Annotated in this window: 14 protein-coding genes; 9 read left to right on the top strand and 5 right to left on the bottom strand. The window is 44.2% G+C overall.

Annotation, left to right across the window (positions count from 1 at the left end):
- The first annotated feature begins 195 nt into the window (after positions 1 to 195).
- Positions 196 to 948 carry a hypothetical protein gene (locus tag ACFGVS_RS20865; protein WP_439695454.1) on the top strand — a complete coding sequence of 251 codons (753 nt, stop codon included), beginning with the start codon at positions 196 to 198 and terminating at the stop codon, positions 946 to 948.
- 189 nt (positions 949 to 1,137) lie between these two features.
- Here the strand turns inward: ACFGVS_RS20865 and ACFGVS_RS20860 are convergent, their stop codons facing one another.
- The gene (locus ACFGVS_RS20860) at positions 1,138 to 1,503 is read right to left on the bottom strand and encodes a SnoaL-like domain-containing protein (protein ID WP_439695453.1); all 366 of its coding nucleotides are present in this window, start codon (positions 1,501 to 1,503) and stop codon (positions 1,138 to 1,140) included.
- A gap of 93 nt (positions 1,504 to 1,596) precedes the next feature.
- Here ACFGVS_RS20860 and ACFGVS_RS20855 point away from each other — a divergent pair, with 93 nt between their 5' ends.
- On the top strand, positions 1,597 to 2,511 hold the full coding sequence (locus ACFGVS_RS20855; protein WP_439695452.1) for an AraC family transcriptional regulator: 915 nt from the start codon (positions 1,597 to 1,599) through the stop codon (positions 2,509 to 2,511).
- A gap of 39 nt (positions 2,512 to 2,550) precedes the next feature.
- On the opposite strand, the gene ACFGVS_RS20850 is transcribed toward ACFGVS_RS20855, so the two are convergent.
- Positions 2,551 to 2,895 carry a hypothetical protein gene (locus ACFGVS_RS20850; protein ID WP_439695451.1) on the bottom strand — a complete coding sequence of 115 codons (345 nt, stop codon included), beginning with the start codon at positions 2,893 to 2,895 and terminating at the stop codon, positions 2,551 to 2,553.
- Between the two features lie 165 nt (positions 2,896 to 3,060).
- Positions 3,061 to 3,282: a hypothetical protein gene (locus ACFGVS_RS20845; protein WP_090651455.1), complete on the bottom strand. Its 222-nt coding sequence runs from the start codon at positions 3,280 to 3,282 to the stop codon at positions 3,061 to 3,063.
- Between the two features lie 233 nt (positions 3,283 to 3,515).
- Here ACFGVS_RS20845 and prfA point away from each other — a divergent pair, with 233 nt between their 5' ends.
- On the top strand, positions 3,516 to 4,589 hold the full coding sequence (gene prfA, locus ACFGVS_RS20840) for a peptide chain release factor 1 (RefSeq protein WP_439695450.1): 1,074 nt from the start codon (positions 3,516 to 3,518) through the stop codon (positions 4,587 to 4,589).
- A 133-nt stretch (positions 4,590 to 4,722) separates the two neighbouring features.
- Positions 4,723 to 5,418 carry a molybdopterin-dependent oxidoreductase gene (locus tag ACFGVS_RS20835; protein ID WP_439695449.1) on the top strand — a complete coding sequence of 232 codons (696 nt, stop codon included), beginning with the start codon at positions 4,723 to 4,725 and terminating at the stop codon, positions 5,416 to 5,418.
- Positions 5,419 to 5,475: 57 nt separating this feature from the next.
- Here ACFGVS_RS20835 and ACFGVS_RS20830 read toward each other — a convergent pair whose 3' ends face one another.
- Complete coding sequence (locus ACFGVS_RS20830; RefSeq protein ID WP_439695448.1) at positions 5,476 to 5,994, bottom strand: hypothetical protein; 519 nt, start codon at positions 5,992 to 5,994, stop codon at positions 5,476 to 5,478.
- 191 nt (positions 5,995 to 6,185) lie between these two features.
- Between ACFGVS_RS20830 and ACFGVS_RS20825 the strand changes: the two genes are divergently transcribed.
- From ACFGVS_RS20825 to ACFGVS_RS20805, 5 genes are all read left to right on the top strand, one after another.
- Positions 6,186 to 7,730: a tetratricopeptide repeat protein gene (locus tag ACFGVS_RS20825; RefSeq protein WP_439695447.1), complete on the top strand. Its 1,545-nt coding sequence runs from the start codon at positions 6,186 to 6,188 to the stop codon at positions 7,728 to 7,730.
- A 196-nt stretch (positions 7,731 to 7,926) separates the two neighbouring features.
- On the top strand, positions 7,927 to 8,325 hold the full coding sequence (locus ACFGVS_RS20820; RefSeq protein ID WP_439695446.1) for a hypothetical protein: 399 nt from the start codon (positions 7,927 to 7,929) through the stop codon (positions 8,323 to 8,325).
- 117 nt (positions 8,326 to 8,442) lie between these two features.
- Complete coding sequence (locus tag ACFGVS_RS20815; protein ID WP_439695445.1) at positions 8,443 to 9,582, top strand: efflux RND transporter periplasmic adaptor subunit; 1,140 nt, start codon at positions 8,443 to 8,445, stop codon at positions 9,580 to 9,582.
- A 147-nt stretch (positions 9,583 to 9,729) separates the two neighbouring features.
- Positions 9,730 to 12,894, top strand: a complete 3,165-nt coding sequence (locus tag ACFGVS_RS20810; RefSeq protein WP_439695444.1) for an efflux RND transporter permease subunit — start codon at positions 9,730 to 9,732, stop codon at positions 12,892 to 12,894.
- A complete protein-coding gene (locus tag ACFGVS_RS20805; RefSeq protein ID WP_439695443.1) occupies positions 12,894 to 14,354 on the top strand; it encodes a TolC family protein in 1,461 nt (486 codons plus the stop codon). Before ACFGVS_RS20810 ends, ACFGVS_RS20805 begins: the two co-directional genes overlap by 1 nt.
- 401 nt (positions 14,355 to 14,755) lie before the next feature.
- Here ACFGVS_RS20805 and ACFGVS_RS20800 read toward each other — a convergent pair whose 3' ends face one another.
- Positions 14,756 to 15,739, bottom strand: coding sequence for a pyruvate dehydrogenase complex E1 component subunit beta (locus ACFGVS_RS20800; RefSeq protein WP_274210915.1), 984 nt, complete (start codon positions 15,737 to 15,739; stop codon positions 14,756 to 14,758).
- Positions 15,740 to 15,798: the final 59 nt, after the last annotated feature.

The following is a 15,798-nucleotide window of genomic DNA, read 5'->3' as shown; positions in this document are numbered from 1 at the left end:
CGCCCTGTAACTAAAAGCGGCTGTAGCTGTTGCCTTAACTGCGTTTGCGCGGATACGGCGTGTATATTATCTGCTGAGGCCTGTTTTTTTAACATAAGCGCCGTTAGCGATAATAATGCATTTTTTTAGGCGTTTGCTAAACCAAATAAGCAGGGTTTTGGCAAACCAGATTTATTTTATTAGGACTATTACAACATGAAACAAACTTTTACATTATTGGCTGCAGCTTTTTTTATGCTGATGGCATTTAAATCAAAGGCGCAGGATGTGCAGGATGACGAAACGGTTTCCGAAAAATCTAAAAGTTATTTAAGCCTGGGATTTGGCCAGTCGAGGCCTTATGGCGATTTTAAATCAACTGATTACAGCAACAACAAATCGGGTTTTGCAAAAAAGGGTTTAGTATATTCTTTAGATGGTGCACATTACTTTTTCAAGCGCGCAGCATTGGGATATACCGTAACTTACCAGGACCAGGGTAACCTTGTTTATGATGACGATCAAAAGATTTCGCAGGGTTATACAGATAGCTACGTAGCCGATGGATCGATAGTTACTGCCAACAAACGCTACCGCAGCCTTAACATATTATTAGGCCCACAATACACCGTTGTATGGCATGCATTTTCGTTCGACTTCAGGGCATCAGCCGGTGCCATCAAAAGCTTTGCCACACCTACCGTTGCTGTGCAGATACAGGGTGTTGACGCGCAAAGCGGCGAGTTTTTGCAACACAGTTCAACAAAATTTGCTTTTGCCTACGGAGGCAGCGCGGCTATCCGCTTAAATACCGGCGCAGGATGGGGCCTGTTCCTGAAAGCTAATTATGTTAACTCCGCCGGGCCAAAAATCACTTATACCGACCGTACGCTGGTACTTGGCCGTACGGTTACTAACCAGGCTATGACCGAGGGACAGGCCATTTTTGGTTTATATAAAGAGTTTTAAAAACAGAGCCAAGAATTAAGAGTCAAGAACCAAGACAGAATAAAAAATAAAAAAGGGATGTTTCATTAATTTGAAACGTCCCTTTTTTATTTAGCGTGATATTTACGGCTTCAATACAAAGACATCGGGACGCGAAGTAATTCTTAATTTTTCTTTGCGCCTGGCGTCTTTGCGCGATGAAACTAAGCGTTAATAGAAAAACGTTTCGGTTATTATCTTATCGTCTTTTACACCAAAAACGGCTATCTCTGCTAATTGTAGCCTTTGGCCATTTTTCAGCGTCACATCCCGGCCCATGGCTACACTAAAATAGTTGCCGCCTACCACCGGCTGGCTGCAAAAAAAGCTGTGCACTTCGGCTATAAGTTCCTGCCTGGCTTTCGATTTTGCCAAAACAGCCTCAATACCCTTTGTAACGGTGGGCACGCCCATGGCCAGGGCATGTTCCGGTTCGGTACAAACTATGTCGGCACTATACAATTGTTCGTAAATCTCTGTTACTTTCCGTTGTTGAAAAAGTTCATTGTAGCTATCAGCTAATTCCTGTGTTGTCATTTTTTTTGATTTTGATAATACAAAATTAATCCGCCACATCATACTAAAAGCATTGAATGGTGCTATATATTTGCTTAATCGTATCAATTTACAATGGACGCTTTAAGTACAATATTAGATGCAACGAGCCTGCGGAGTGTTGTTTACAGCAAAATCCCGCTTTCGGCCCCGTGGGGGCTGGATATTGTTAAAGACGATAATTCGCAATTCTGGCGGTTGGTGAGCGGCAGTTGCAGCATTGGCACACCCGACGGCCGTATCATAGAAATGGACGAAGGCGACCTTGTATTTGTGCCTCATGGCAGCGCCCATTGGATAGCCGATAAACCTACAAGTTTGCGTATCCCGTCGCCGGAATTTGTGAAGGCCCGCAGAGCGGGTATACCTGTTTTTAATACAGGGGGCGATGTAACCACCCTAATAGCGGGCCATTTTGAATTTGATTACCGGGCCCTACATCCCTTTTTAAAAGATTTGCCGGCGGTTATCCATATCAGGCAATATGTAACCGAAAATCAACTGCTGGTAAAGCAGGTTGCACAGTTAATGCTGAACGAACTCAATAACGAAAAACCGGGGAGCAGGGTAATGCTAAAGTGCTTATCCGAAATTATGTTCGTGAATATCATCAGGGCGTATTTAGAACAGGACGCGCCCCAAAGTGGTTTTCTTTCGGCATTAAACAACCCGAGGATCAGCAAGGCGCTGACACTAATGCAGGACTCGCCTCAAAACAATTGGACGCTGGATTCTCTTGCACAGGAGGTGGGGATGTCGCGGTCCGTTTTCTTTAACCAATTTAAAAAATTAGTGTACGAAACGCCGCTAAGCTACCTTACCAACTGGCGCATAAGGCAAGCTCAAAAGTTGTTACTGATGGATAAGAACAATGTGGCCCAAATAGCGGCAAACGTGGGTTATCAATCAGAAGCGCCCTTTAACCGTATATTTAAATTAAAAACCGGGCAAACGCCTGCAGCCTACCGAAGAAATAAGCTTAACCGGTAATTTTTTCCGCATGCTTTTTTTTAACTCTTGATTCTTGCACTAATGCACTTCAAATTGTTCCGCGCGGCTAACTACTACTTCGGGTTGATCTTTAAACATTTCGAAAACGCCGGTAACACAAATCGCTTTGCGTTTAATATTAGGGAGGTCTAAGGTCACCTTATTCCCCTTTATGGCGATGGTGTATTTTTGATGCGGATAGATACCGCCCATGTTAAGCAGGGTAAGTGTATCGCTTACTATTTTGAGCGAGTAAACGGTATCGCATAACGTGCCGGTTTTGCCCAGACCTGCCTTAAAATCAGCAGCGTTGAATTTATTTTGGGCCTTTGCCGAACCTGCTAAAGCAGTTGCCATCAAAGCGGTTAATATCAGTTTTTTCATATAGACACTAATTTCACGAATGTTTCGAAATAGCACGAATACCGGCCTGGCGACTTAAAAAATTATAAGGACACTAATTTCACAAACAGGGCCAAATCAAAATTTGTGAAATTCGATACAATTGCTAAACACCCTGCAAGTATTCGTGTGTATTAATATTCGTGTCTAATCTTCGTCCTCATCAACGTCGGGCGTTAAGCCATCTTCTACATTTAAGGTAAATGCCGATTCGGATGCACGGGTGGCGGCTTCTAAAGCGGCAATATCTGCAACGTCAGTATCTAAACGTTCGTTACCGGTGTCCTGGCCTTCGTTTTGTTCGTATTCGTTGCCTGGATCTTTTTCGTCCTGGTTATCGTCAAGATTGGGGTTTTCTGGAAGTGGCATAATGTGGTTGTTTTTTATTGAGTAACAGCATTAACCCTTATTAGGTTTTAAATTAAAGTTACATAAATAGCGGCCAAAACAACTTACAATCCGCTGAAATAATATATCCCCGAAAATACGTATTTTTGTGCGTTTTTTGAAGCAAGCCTGTAAACCGACCGAAACGTAACGCCTTTTGTAGCCGGACCATCATCAAGCACAGCTGCTTTGATTAGCTTTTGAATATACCGAGTATGTTAGAGAAATTAGAACTGATATTTCAACGCTGGAAAACCGTTGAAGGCGAATTGAGCAATCCTGAAGTAATGCAGGATATGAAACGCTATGCCCAGCTGAACAAAGAATATAAAGACCTTGCTAAAATTGTTGATGAGTATAACATATACCGTAACATTATGAGCAATATTGATAGCAATAAAGAGATCCTGGCTACCGAAAAAGACGAAGAGTTTCGCGAAATGGCCAAAATGGAACTGGATGAACTGCTAACCAAGCAAGAAGAGATGGAAGAATCCATCCGCCTGATGCTGATCCCTAAAGATCCGGAAGACAGTAAAAACGCGATGGTAGAAATTCGCGGCGGTACCGGTGGCGACGAAGCCGCTTTATTTGCCGGCGACCTGTACCGCATGTATATGCGCTATTGCGAAAAACGCGGCTGGAAAACCGAACTGGTTGACTATACCGAAGGTACCAGCGGCGGCTACAAGGAAATTGTATTTAACGTAATAGCCGAAGATGCTTACGGTACCTTAAAATATGAATCGGGAGTGCACCGCGTTCAGCGCGTTCCTGATACCGAAACCCAGGGCCGGGTACACACTTCGGCCGCATCGGTTGTGGTATTGCCCGAGGTTGATGAGTTTGATATCGACCTGCAGGTTAGTGATATCCGCAAGGATTTATTCTGCGCATCGGGCCCGGGCGGTCAATCGGTAAATACTACCTACTCGGCCGTAAGGTTAACCCACTTGCCTACCGGTATTGTGGCGCAGTGCCAGGACCAAAAATCGCAATTAAAAAACTACGATAAAGCATTACAGGTATTACGCTCACGCGTGTACGAAATGGAGCTGCAAAAGCACCTGGAAGAAACATCCAAAAAGCGCAAAACCATGGTATCAACCGGCGACAGATCGGCCAAGGTACGTACCTACAACTACCCGCAGGGCCGCTTAACAGAACACCGCATCGGGCTTACCATATACAACCTGCCCGGCGTATTAAACGGCGATTTACAGGAGATAATGGAAGCTTTACAGTTTGCAGAAAATGCCGAGAAACTGAAAGAAGGAACCGTAGTTTAAGGTTAAAGGAGAAAGGTCAAAGGCAAAAGGTTTGCCTTAAATCATATCGAGGGCTTTTAGCAATATGCTAAAGGCCTTTCTTTTTTTGCGGAACCTTTTGGGCTTTTCGCTATCTTTAGTAAACACTACAACTATGGACGAACCAGAAAAACTCGATCGTATTATTGAGGCCCGCATGAAACTTAAAGCCAGGTTTGAGGAAAAGATGAAGCTTACGCCATCGGTAGCCGACGACAAACCCCGTGGTACCGGTGCACCAAACAGGCATGGCATGCCGGCTATACCCATAGGTCAAACGGTTACTGTTAAATGGCCTGTGCTTGATTTGGGGTACCAACCCAATATACCAACCGAAAAATGGAGGCTGACTATTGATGGCGCAGTTGATAACCCGGTTAAGCTTACCTGGAAACAGTTTATGGATTTGCCCCAAACCAAAGACACCTCCGATTTTCATTGTGTAACCACCTGGTCCAAATTAAATATGCCATGGAAGGGTGTAAGCCTGCTTGATATTGCAGCATTGGTGCACCCTAAAGAAAATGCCACGCATATTATGTGCTACGGATACGATACGTATAGCACCAATATATCTTTAGAAGAAGCCCTTAAACCTGATGTTTTATTGGTGCATACTTTTGAGGGCCAGCCCTTGCCGATAGAACACGGAGGCCCGGTACGCATGATTACACCCCAGCTTTATGCCTGGAAGGGCTCAAAGTGGATAAAACGAATTGAGTTTTTAACCGAAAACAAATTAGGTTTCTGGGAAGATCGCGGCTATTCAAACACGGCCTATCCCTGGCGAAACGACAGGTATAGCGATTAGCAAAAAGTAACGTTTTGCCAAAATAGCTTTCGGCCTTGTGCTTTTTGCTTTAAGCTTCTACGGTTTAGCTGTAATTTTTGCCGATTGCTCCAACTCACTGCTTACCGAATCGTCAAAATACAGGCGATAAATTACCCATTCGTTTTTAGGCTTGTAAAACATAAATGTAAACCGCAGCGGTTGGTTTTGATGTTTTACCAGGTAGCTGTATAATATAAGGCTATTGGATGCTTTGCGCTGAACGATAAGATCTTTACCTGTATAAGCGCCGATAAGGCTTCGGGTAGTATCTATTTTTGAAATAAGCTTAACCAGGCTGTTGGAGTCAATAAGCGGATTGGTTTTAAATATATCAATCATCGCTTTAGTGGTGCTCTCTTTATCGTAACTCCTGAAAAACTTTTCTATAAGGGTTGTGGGCGCTATAATTCCTGCTGCTGTTGGCGTTTTCGCGGCTGCTTCAGGTTTGGTTGTTGTAGCTGCTGGTTTGGTTTGTGCTGATAAATTGCTGCCGATAGCGCCTGCAAACACAATTAAAACTATAAGCCTTGTGGCTTTAAAACGGGAGTTGAGCATACTGATGGTATTTGTGTGCCTAAAATAGGCATTTTATGTATAAAGGCGTCAATTGGCAAGTATAAAGTTTCCTGTGAATTGATCGCAATACCATTTACTCAACTTTTTAACTTATTGCTTTACTATTTTATTTAACAATAAGCTCTTAATAGTTATATTGGAGGGCCATTACTTATTACAATTGAATATAAATGAAAAAGTACCTATTTGTTTTATCGTTGCTGGCTTTAACATTTGCTACCTGTGATGTTTTTGCACAGAAAACAACAGACTATCAGGCAATAGCCGATTCGCTTTATGATAGTAAAGACTATAGAAAAGCGCTGGAGAATTACACCAGAGCCATTAATATGAAACCTAAAAGCAAGCAGAAGTTCGTTGCCTTGCTTGATAAAAAGGCCCAAGCAGAAAACGATTTAAAATTGTATGCCGAAGCCATCAAAGATGAGACTGCGGCAATTTTAGCCGATCCCAATTTTGGCGATGCGTATTGGAACAGAGCGATTGCCTATGGAAGCACAGGAGAGTATCAGAAAGCCATCGCCGATTATAACAAAGCCGTCCCTTTTAACGCTGGCAATAACGAAAACCTGTCTACACTATATGACAATATCGCACTTAACGAGCGAAAAATAAAGCAATATAAACAGGCCATAGAGCACGGCACTAAGGCAATATCCCTTAACAGCCAAAACGGAGACGCATATTGGAACAGGGCCGCCGCACACGGCCAGAATGGAGATTACCAACAGGCTGTTGATGATTATACAACCGCCATGTACTTCAATCAAGAAGACCCGAAAGAGCTTTCCAATCTGTACCAATTTAGGGGACGCAATAAAAGAAACCTAAAGCAATATAAAGACGCAATTAATGATTACAATACATCAGTAAAGTTAAATCCTGATAATGGCGATGCGTATTGGGACAGGGGACTTGTTTATCAACGCAACGGCGATTATCTGTTATCGGCTAATGATTTTACAAAAGCTATGGAATTTTACCAGGAAGACAAGCAGAACCTGGCTATACTTTATGATAACAGGGCAGGTGATGAAATAGCGCTGAGACTACCCGAGAAAGCAATTGCCGACATTACCCGCGCCATTAGCCTTGACCCTGAACGAGGGCACCTATATTGGAGCCGCGCAAACTTTTACACCCAAAACGGTGAATGCAAACAGGCAATTGCAGATTATACAAAAACAATCGACTATTACAAGGATGATAACAAAGCACAGGCTATCCTGCATTATGATATTGCAACTAATCTTTATATTTTAAAAGACGATCCAAAGGTGATAGACGAATGCGCCAAAGCGATTTCTTTAGACCCTAATTTTGGCGAGTCTTATTTTTTGAGAGGCAAGGTTTACCTTAAAAGACTTGTCAATAAAGACCTGGCTATGAAGGATTTTAACCGGGCAATCGCGCTGGATACCACAAAAGCATCCGTTGGTTACATTTTTTCTCAATTTTATACCGGCCACCAGGAGCTTGCCATGGAGCTTTTACAGCAGCAGGTATTACAAACGCCCAATCCTGACGATGTACTTACCCACTATTACAATATAGCCTGCATGTTTTCGATAATGAACAAACCCGATGAAGCCAATATCTATTTGAAAAAAGCTATTGATTCCGGCTATTCAAAAAAGTTTGCTGCAAACGATGAAGATTTTGATAATATCCGCAAAACCCCTGATTACCTGGCCACAATGGCCGATACAAAGTAAGTACGTTACTCAATAGCTGGCTGTTTAATAGTAAATGAAGCTGTGTAGAGGTGCTATAGTTGTAAAAAGCGCAATTTGCCGTCATCAAAAAGCTAAAATGCTAACAATCAGGCCAAAAAATTCAAAATAAATTCATTTTACATTCAATAAAATATAAAATCATTTGAAAAAAGAATAATTATGTGCTAAATTCGCAATGATGGCACTCACAAAAAAAATATTCTTTGTATTATTTTTTTTCCAGCTTTCTATAGCTGCGTCTGCCAATGCGGATACAATTTTAAAACATTATAACCGATGGGGTTCAACAGCCGACGATATCTCCAGGCTGCACCACAACCTCATTAACATTGCCCAACAACAGGAACTAAGCGACGACTCGCCCGAATCGGGCAACAACTCCGGTAACCATGCCAGCGTTTACGTAAGGTTTGTCCATGTCCGCACAAACTATTCGGCAATTTTGCAGCCGGCCAATCAATCGTTGCCCGGCATAATTACAAACTTTATAAAGCAGGAACCCAAGCAAAATATTATCAGGGAAGCATTTCTCCCGGCATATTATAGCTTCCTGTTCCGGCTAAGTCCCTTCTGATCTTTTTTCTGATGCGATGCACTCTCCGCAGTGCATTATAACCTCTATTTAAAAGAATTAATAACATAGCCATTTTGGTACGTGAACGTTACCACTATGCTTAACGCTATCAGAAAAATGAAAACAGTTAAATCACTACTGCCCTTACTGGCCATTATAACAGCTATATATGTCACGGGGTGCTCCTCAAAAGCACAAACCACGCAAGACGAAACCACCGATACCCTACAACTACCTGTACTTACATTAGCCACGCGCGATACGGTTATCCAAAAGCCATATGTAGCCGATATCCAGGCATTAAAAAACATTGATATCCGTTCGCGCGTTCGTGGTTTTTTAGAAAAAGTATTTATCGACGAAGGCGCGTCGGTACAAAAAGGCCAGCTGCTTTTTAAACTCAACGACCAGGAGTTTAAGGTAAACCTCACCAAGGCCAAAGCAGCCCTAAGTAATGCTGTTGCCGCCGCCAAGGCGACCGCCCTGGAGGTTGACCGTGTTAAAATGCTGGTTGATAAAAAAGTGATCTCCAAATCGGAACTGGAAGTGGCCGAATCAAAGCTGAGCGCCGATAAGGCAACCATTGAAGAGGCCCGCTCCATGGTGCAAAGCGCCGAAGACCAGCTGGCCTATACCTACATCCATGCGCCGTTTGATGGTATTGTGGATAGGATCCCCCTTAAGTCGGGCAGTTTGATTGATGAGGGCACGCTGCTCACCAGCCTGTCTGATATCAGCTCGATGTACGCATACTTCAGCTTCCCCGAAAATGAATACCTGCAATACGTTCGTAAACGCAAAACCGCACCCGGCAAAACAAGCGACAAGGTGCGGCTGGTATTGGCCGATGGCCTCGATTTTCCGTACGAGGGCGATATTGAAACCGTTGAAGCAGAAATTGAGCAAAAAACCGGGTCCATTAATTTCAGGGCTCGCTTCCCCAACCCGCAAAAACTTTTGAGGCATGGCGCCACAGGCAAGCTGTTTATATCAACCAAGGCCGATAACGTGGTTATGGTGCCACAACAATCGGTATTTGATATCCAGGATAAAAGCTATGTTTATTTAGTTGATAAAAACAACCAGCTGCACATGCGTGCTTTTGTACCGCAAACCCGTTTTTCTAACTACTATATCGTAAAAGATGGCTTAAAGCCCGGCGACAAAATACTGCTGGAGGGCACCCAGAATGTACGCGACGGAATGATCATTAAACCAAGAAAACTCAGCAGGGATTCGCTGCTTGCTATGAAGTAGTTTTTCAAGTCTTTAGTCTTAAGTAGCGGGCCTGAAGTTTTATACGCGAAGCTTTAAGCCTGAAACTATGGCCATGGGCTTTTTTGACTCAAAACTTAAGACTTAGAACTCAAGACTTAGTTTATTGTATACAAACCCTCACTCGCTATGTTCGAAACATTTATAAAGCGACCGGTGCTGTCGCTTGTGATATCTTTAATAATTACCCTGCTGGGCGTGCTGGCATTAATTACTTTGCCGGTTACCCAGTTCCCTGATATTGTGCCCCCATCGGTAACCGTTACTGCCAACTATACCGGTGCGAACGCCGAAGTTTGCGCTAAGGCCGTGGCTACACCGCTTGAGCGCGCCATTAACGGTGTGCCGGGCATGACCTATATGACCACCGTTTGCAGCAACGACGGGCTTACGGTGATACAGATTTATTTTAACGTTGGGGTCGATCCCGACCAGGCTGCGGTAAACGTACAAGGCCGTGTTGCCACTATTATTGACGAGATGCCCGAAGAGGTGATTAAAGCCGGGGTAACTACCGAAAAAGAGGTGAACAGTATGCTGATGTACCTGAACATCATCAGCGAAGACCCCGGCATGGACGAGAAATTCATTTACAACTTTACCGACATCAACGTACTGCAGGAATTAAAACGTATTGACGGCGTTGGCCGTGCCGAAATTATGGGCGCAAAGGAATATTCTATGCGGGTTTGGTTAAAGCCCGATAGGATGATGGCTTACAAGGTATCTACCGATGATGTTATTGATGCCATTCGCGCGCAAAACGTGGAAGCCGCGCCGGGTAAAACCGGGCAAAGCTCAGATAAATCGCCGCAAATGCTGCAATATGTTTTGCGCTATCCGGGTAAGTTTTTTGAGCCCAAACAATATGAAAACATTGTTATCCGTGCCGAAGAAGGCGGCTCTGTATTAAAACTGAAAGAAATTGCCGATGTTGAATTTGGCTCGCTTACCTACAGCATGGTATCCAATACCGATGGTAAGCCATCAGCATCTATCATGATAAAACAACGCCCAGGCTCAAATGCGCGGGATGTTATCAACAACATTAAAACCCGCATGGCCGAGCTTAAGAAAAGCTCGTTCCCGGCCGGTATGAGTTTTAATGTAAATTATGATGTATCCCGTTTTCTGGATGCTTCTATCCACGAAGTGTTGCGCACTTTGGTAGAGGCTTTTGTACTGGTATTTATTGTAGTGTTCATTTTCCTGCAGGATTTCCGCTCAACATTAATACCTGCTTTGGCTGTACCCGTGGCGCTAATTGGTTCGCTTTTTTTTATGCAGTTGCTGGGCTTCTCCATCAACCTGCTTACACTGTTCGCGCTGGTGCTGGCTATCGGTATTGTGGTGGATAATGCCATTGTGGTGGTTGAGGCCGTACACGTAAAAATGACCGAAGAGCACATGAACGCTATGGATGCCACCATACAGGCCATGAAAGAGATCAGCGGGGCTATTGTGGCCATTACGCTGGTAATGTCTGCAGTATTTGTGCCTGTGGCTTTTATGTCGGGCCCTGTGGGGGTATTTTATCGCCAGTTTTCGCTTACGCTGGCCATATCAATTGTGATATCAGGTGTAAATGCTTTAACACTTACCCCCGCACTTTGCGCCATTATGCTAATGCATAACCCCGAGACTAAAAACAAAAACTTTACCCAACGCTTTTTTAGCGGCTTTAATAAACGTTATGACGGCCTGCAAAACAAGTATTCGGGCTTCATGACCTTCCTGTCGCCACGCAAAGGAATAACTATTGCCTTGCTGATGGGCTTTTTTGTGCTTACCTGGGGCACCAGCGCCATATTACCAACAGGCTTTATCCCTACCGAAGACCAGGGGATGATTTACGTAAACGTAACCACGCCAGCCGGCGCAACTGTTGAGCGTACCGAACAGGTTTTAAAAGAGATTGAAAGTAAAACCAAAAGCATCAAGGCAATTGAGTCGGTATCCACTTTATCGGGCTATAGTTTGGTAAACGAAATTGCGGGCGCGTCCTACGGCATGGCCATGATTAACCTGAAACCATGGGACGAGCGCAAGGAATCGTTAGAGGATATTATTGCCACGCTGACAGTGAAAACCAAAAACATAGGCGATGCATCTATCCAGTATTTTCCGCCTCCAACCGTACCGGGCTTTGGCAACTCCAGCGGTTTCGAGATCAGGGTGCTTGACCGTTCCGGCCAGGGCGATCTGCAAAAAGCCGCCAAAGTAACCAAGGATTTTGTAGATGCGCTAAATGCATCGCCCGAAATTTCGGGCGCGTTTACCAGTTTCGATCCCAACTTTCCGCAGTACATGATCTCTGTCGATCAGCAAACAGCGGCTCAAAAGGGAATTACGGTTGATAAAGCAATGTCCACCCTGCAAACCTTAATGGGTAGCTTTTACGCGTCCAACTTTATCCGCTTCGGGCAAATGTACAAGGTGATGGTGCAGGCCGCGCCCGAGTACCGCGCCAGGCCCGAGGATGTTTTAAACCTGCAGGTTAAAAACGACAAGGGCGAAATGGTGCCTTTTTCAACTTTTATTAAAATGGAAAAAGTTTTCGGCCCCGAGCAGCTTACCCGCTACAACATGTACACATCGGCCATGGTTACCGGCGATGCGGCCAAAGGCTTCAGCAGCGGCGATGCCAACGCCGCTATTGAACGCATAGCCAAACAAAAGCTACCCAAAGGCTATACCTTTGAATGGTCGGGGATGACGAGGGAACAGATCTTATCGGGCAACCAGGCTATTTACATTTTTATCATCTGCTTGATATTTGTTTACCTGTTGCTGGCTGCGCAGTACGAAAGTTTTTTGCTGCCGCTGCCGGTTATCTTATCATTACCTACAGGTATTTTCGGAGCGTTTTTCTTTTTAAAGATATGCGGATTAGAAAACAATATCTACGCTCAGGTAGCCCTGGTAATGCTGATAGGCTTGCTGGGTAAAAACGCCATCCTGATAGTAGAATTTGCCATCCAGCGGCAAAAAGAGGGACTATCGATAGTTAAAGCCGCTATTGAAGGCGCAGTATCCCGCTTACGGCCCATCCTGATGACGTCGCTGGCATTTATTGCCGGCTTAATTCCATTATGTATTGCCGATGGCGCAGGGGCAATGGGCAACCGGTCGATAGGTACTGCGGCGGCAGGAGGAATGCTGATGGGAACCATCTTCGGTGTAATATTAATACCCGGCCTGTATGTAATATTTGCCGGCATAGCCGCACGTAAACATAAAAAGCCGGAAGAGCCGCTTACCGAAATGCACCATGAAATGGAAATTGTTAACTAATGAAAAAGCTACCGATGCTAAAGAAAGCAAATTTATATATCCTGAATACCGCGTTTTTATTGATTTTAACGGCAGGCTGCAAAACGTATAAGCCAGTTACAGGTTCAGATGCGGCCGCTAATTTACCCGGAACCTTTGGCAGCAGCAATGATACTACAACCATAGCCGCCTTACCCATCAACCAGTTTTTTACCGATCAAAAACTCATCAGCCTTATTGATACCGCGCTAAAAGCCAGCCCGGATATCCTTACAGCGTTGCAGCGGGTAGAAGCGTCGCGTGCCAACCTCAGGTTTAGCGCGTCGAAATTATTGCCAACAGTTAACATCGCGGCCAATGTCGGGCTGGAAAAATATGGTGATTATACACAGAACGGCGTTGGTAATTACGATACCAATTTTTCGCAAAACATTAGCGGCAACCAGCACATCCCCAACCCAACGCCCAATTATTTCCTGGGCTTTCAAAGCTCCTGGGAGGTTGACCTGTGGGGTAAATTAGGCAACCAAAAAAAGGCCGCCTTTGCCCGTTTCCTGGCCAGCCAAAGCGGGTACCGGCTAATTACAACCCAGCTTACGGCACAAATAGCCGGGCTATATTACCAGTTGCTGGCGCTTGATGCAGAGTTGGCTATCATCAAAAAAAACATAGCGCTACAGGATAACGCGCTGGAGATTGTAAAAATTCAAAAACTGGGCGGCCGGGCTACCGAGCTTGCCGTACAACAATTTGAGGCCCAATTGGCGCGGACCAAAGGCCTGCAATACACAACCCTGCAACAAATAACCGAAACCGAAAACCAGCTCAATTTTTTATCGGGTAGTTTTAAAGGAAAAATCACAAGGGATACGTCTATCATGAAAATCGCCTTGCCGGTAATTATCGCGGCCGGCGTACCTTCGCAGTTATTACTTAACCGCCCTGATATCCGCGCTGCCGAGCTGGAACTAACGGCCATGAATGCCGATATTAAAGCGGCCAGGGCCAACTTTTTCCCTACACTTACCTTAACGCCGTACGCGGGCTATAACAGCTTTAACGCAGGCTTGCTGTTTAACCCCGGCTCGTTTACCTATGGATTGATTGGCGGGCTTACAGCGCCTGTATTTAATCGCAAGGGCATAAAAGCCGAATATGAACGTACCATTGCCGAAGAAAAGATAGCGGTTTATAATTACCAGAAAACTATCCTATCGGGTTTCCAGGAGGTTAATAACAACCTGAGCGGCATCAGCAATTACAAACAGGCTTTTGAATTTAAACAACAGGAGCTGCAAGCGCTCAATAACGCCCTATCGGTAGCCAATGATCTTTACCTGGTTGGCCGCGCCAATTACCTGGAGATTATTACAGCCCAACGCAGTGTACTGGATGCCGAACTGGAACTAACCAACATTAAGCGAAATATATTTCTAAGCTCGGTGAATTTGTACCAGGCGGTAGGTGGAGGGTGGCGGTAGGCTATTTAGCTGTGTAAATTGCGTTGAGGTGAAAAACTACTCTAACCAAGCTGCCCTCATAAAATATCCAATTTTCCTGTCATCTTTCGTACCCAACCCATGACATGTTATAAATAACCCTTTTGTCATTCTGAACGGAGTGAAGAACAATTTCTTGAACGAAGTGAAAAATTTGTTAACCGACATGCATCGCCGACGGAAAAGTTCGCGAATAGATCCTTCACTACGTTCAGGATGACAATCCTCTTATTGAGGACGTTGCCGTTGCTGTCTTTTACGGTTGATTCTTCTATTGTGTATTTGTTTTAAAGCAAAAAGCCCGATACAAATACCGGGCTTTTTGATATTATTTAAATTTTAAAAGCAACAAGAAAAATCCTGTCAATCCTTAAATCGTGTAATTATTTAGTAACGTACATTACCTCTTTAACCGCTTTAATAACCCTTTCAGGGTTTGGCAGGTATTCCTGTATTAAAGTTGGAGCATAAGGCAACGGAACATCGCCACCCATAATACGCAGGATAGGCGCATCAAGGTAATCAAATGCATCTTTTTGTACTTTAAAAGCAACCTCGGTAGCAATTGAGCCTAAAGGCCAGCTTTCTTCAATAATTACCAAACGGTTTGTTTTTTTAACCGAGTTAATCACTGTTTCGTAGTCGATAGGGCGCACTGTACGTAAATCTATCACTTCGGCGTTGATGCCTTCTTTTGCCAATTCGGCAGCGGCAGCAATAACTACTTTCATGATCTTACCGAAACCTACCAAAGTTACATCGGTACCTTCTGTTACCACTTTGGCTTTACCCAATGGGATATAGTACGTTTCTTCAGGAACTTCGCCTTTATCGCCATACATCAATTCCGATTCCATGAAAATAACCGGATCGGGATCCAATATTGCAGATTTTAATAAGCCTTTTGCATCGTAAGGGTTTGATGGAACAACAACCTTTAAACCCGGGCAGTTGGCATACCAGTTTTCGAAGCATTGTGAGTGCTGCGAACTAAGCATACCCGCATTACCGGTTGGGCCACGGAAAACGATTGGTACAGAAAACTGGCCACCGCTCATCGACATGATTTTGGCCGCACCATTGATGATCTGATCGATAGCCACTAACGAAAAGTTAAAGGTCATGAACTCGATGATCGGGCGTAAGCCATTCATAGCCGAACCGATGCCAATACCGGCAAAGCCTAATTCAGAGATGGGCGTATCAATAACGCGTTTAGCACCAAATTCATCCAGCATACCCTGGCTTACTTTGTAGGCACCATTATATTCGGCAACCTCTTCACCCATCAGGTATATATTTCCGTCGTTGCGCATTTCTTCGACCATGGCCTCACGTAGCGCTTCTCTGAATTGTATTTCTCTCATTATATTGTATAAAATGATGTTTTTTGCGACCGCAAATATAATCACTAATGTGTGAAATG

This window comes from Mucilaginibacter sediminis, from assembly GCF_051903035.1.
In the GTDB taxonomy this organism is placed as follows: Bacteria; Bacteroidota; Bacteroidia; order Sphingobacteriales; family Sphingobacteriaceae; genus Mucilaginibacter.
Note: the sequence above shows the minus strand (reverse complement) of the source record. Positions and strands in the feature narration are given on the sequence as shown.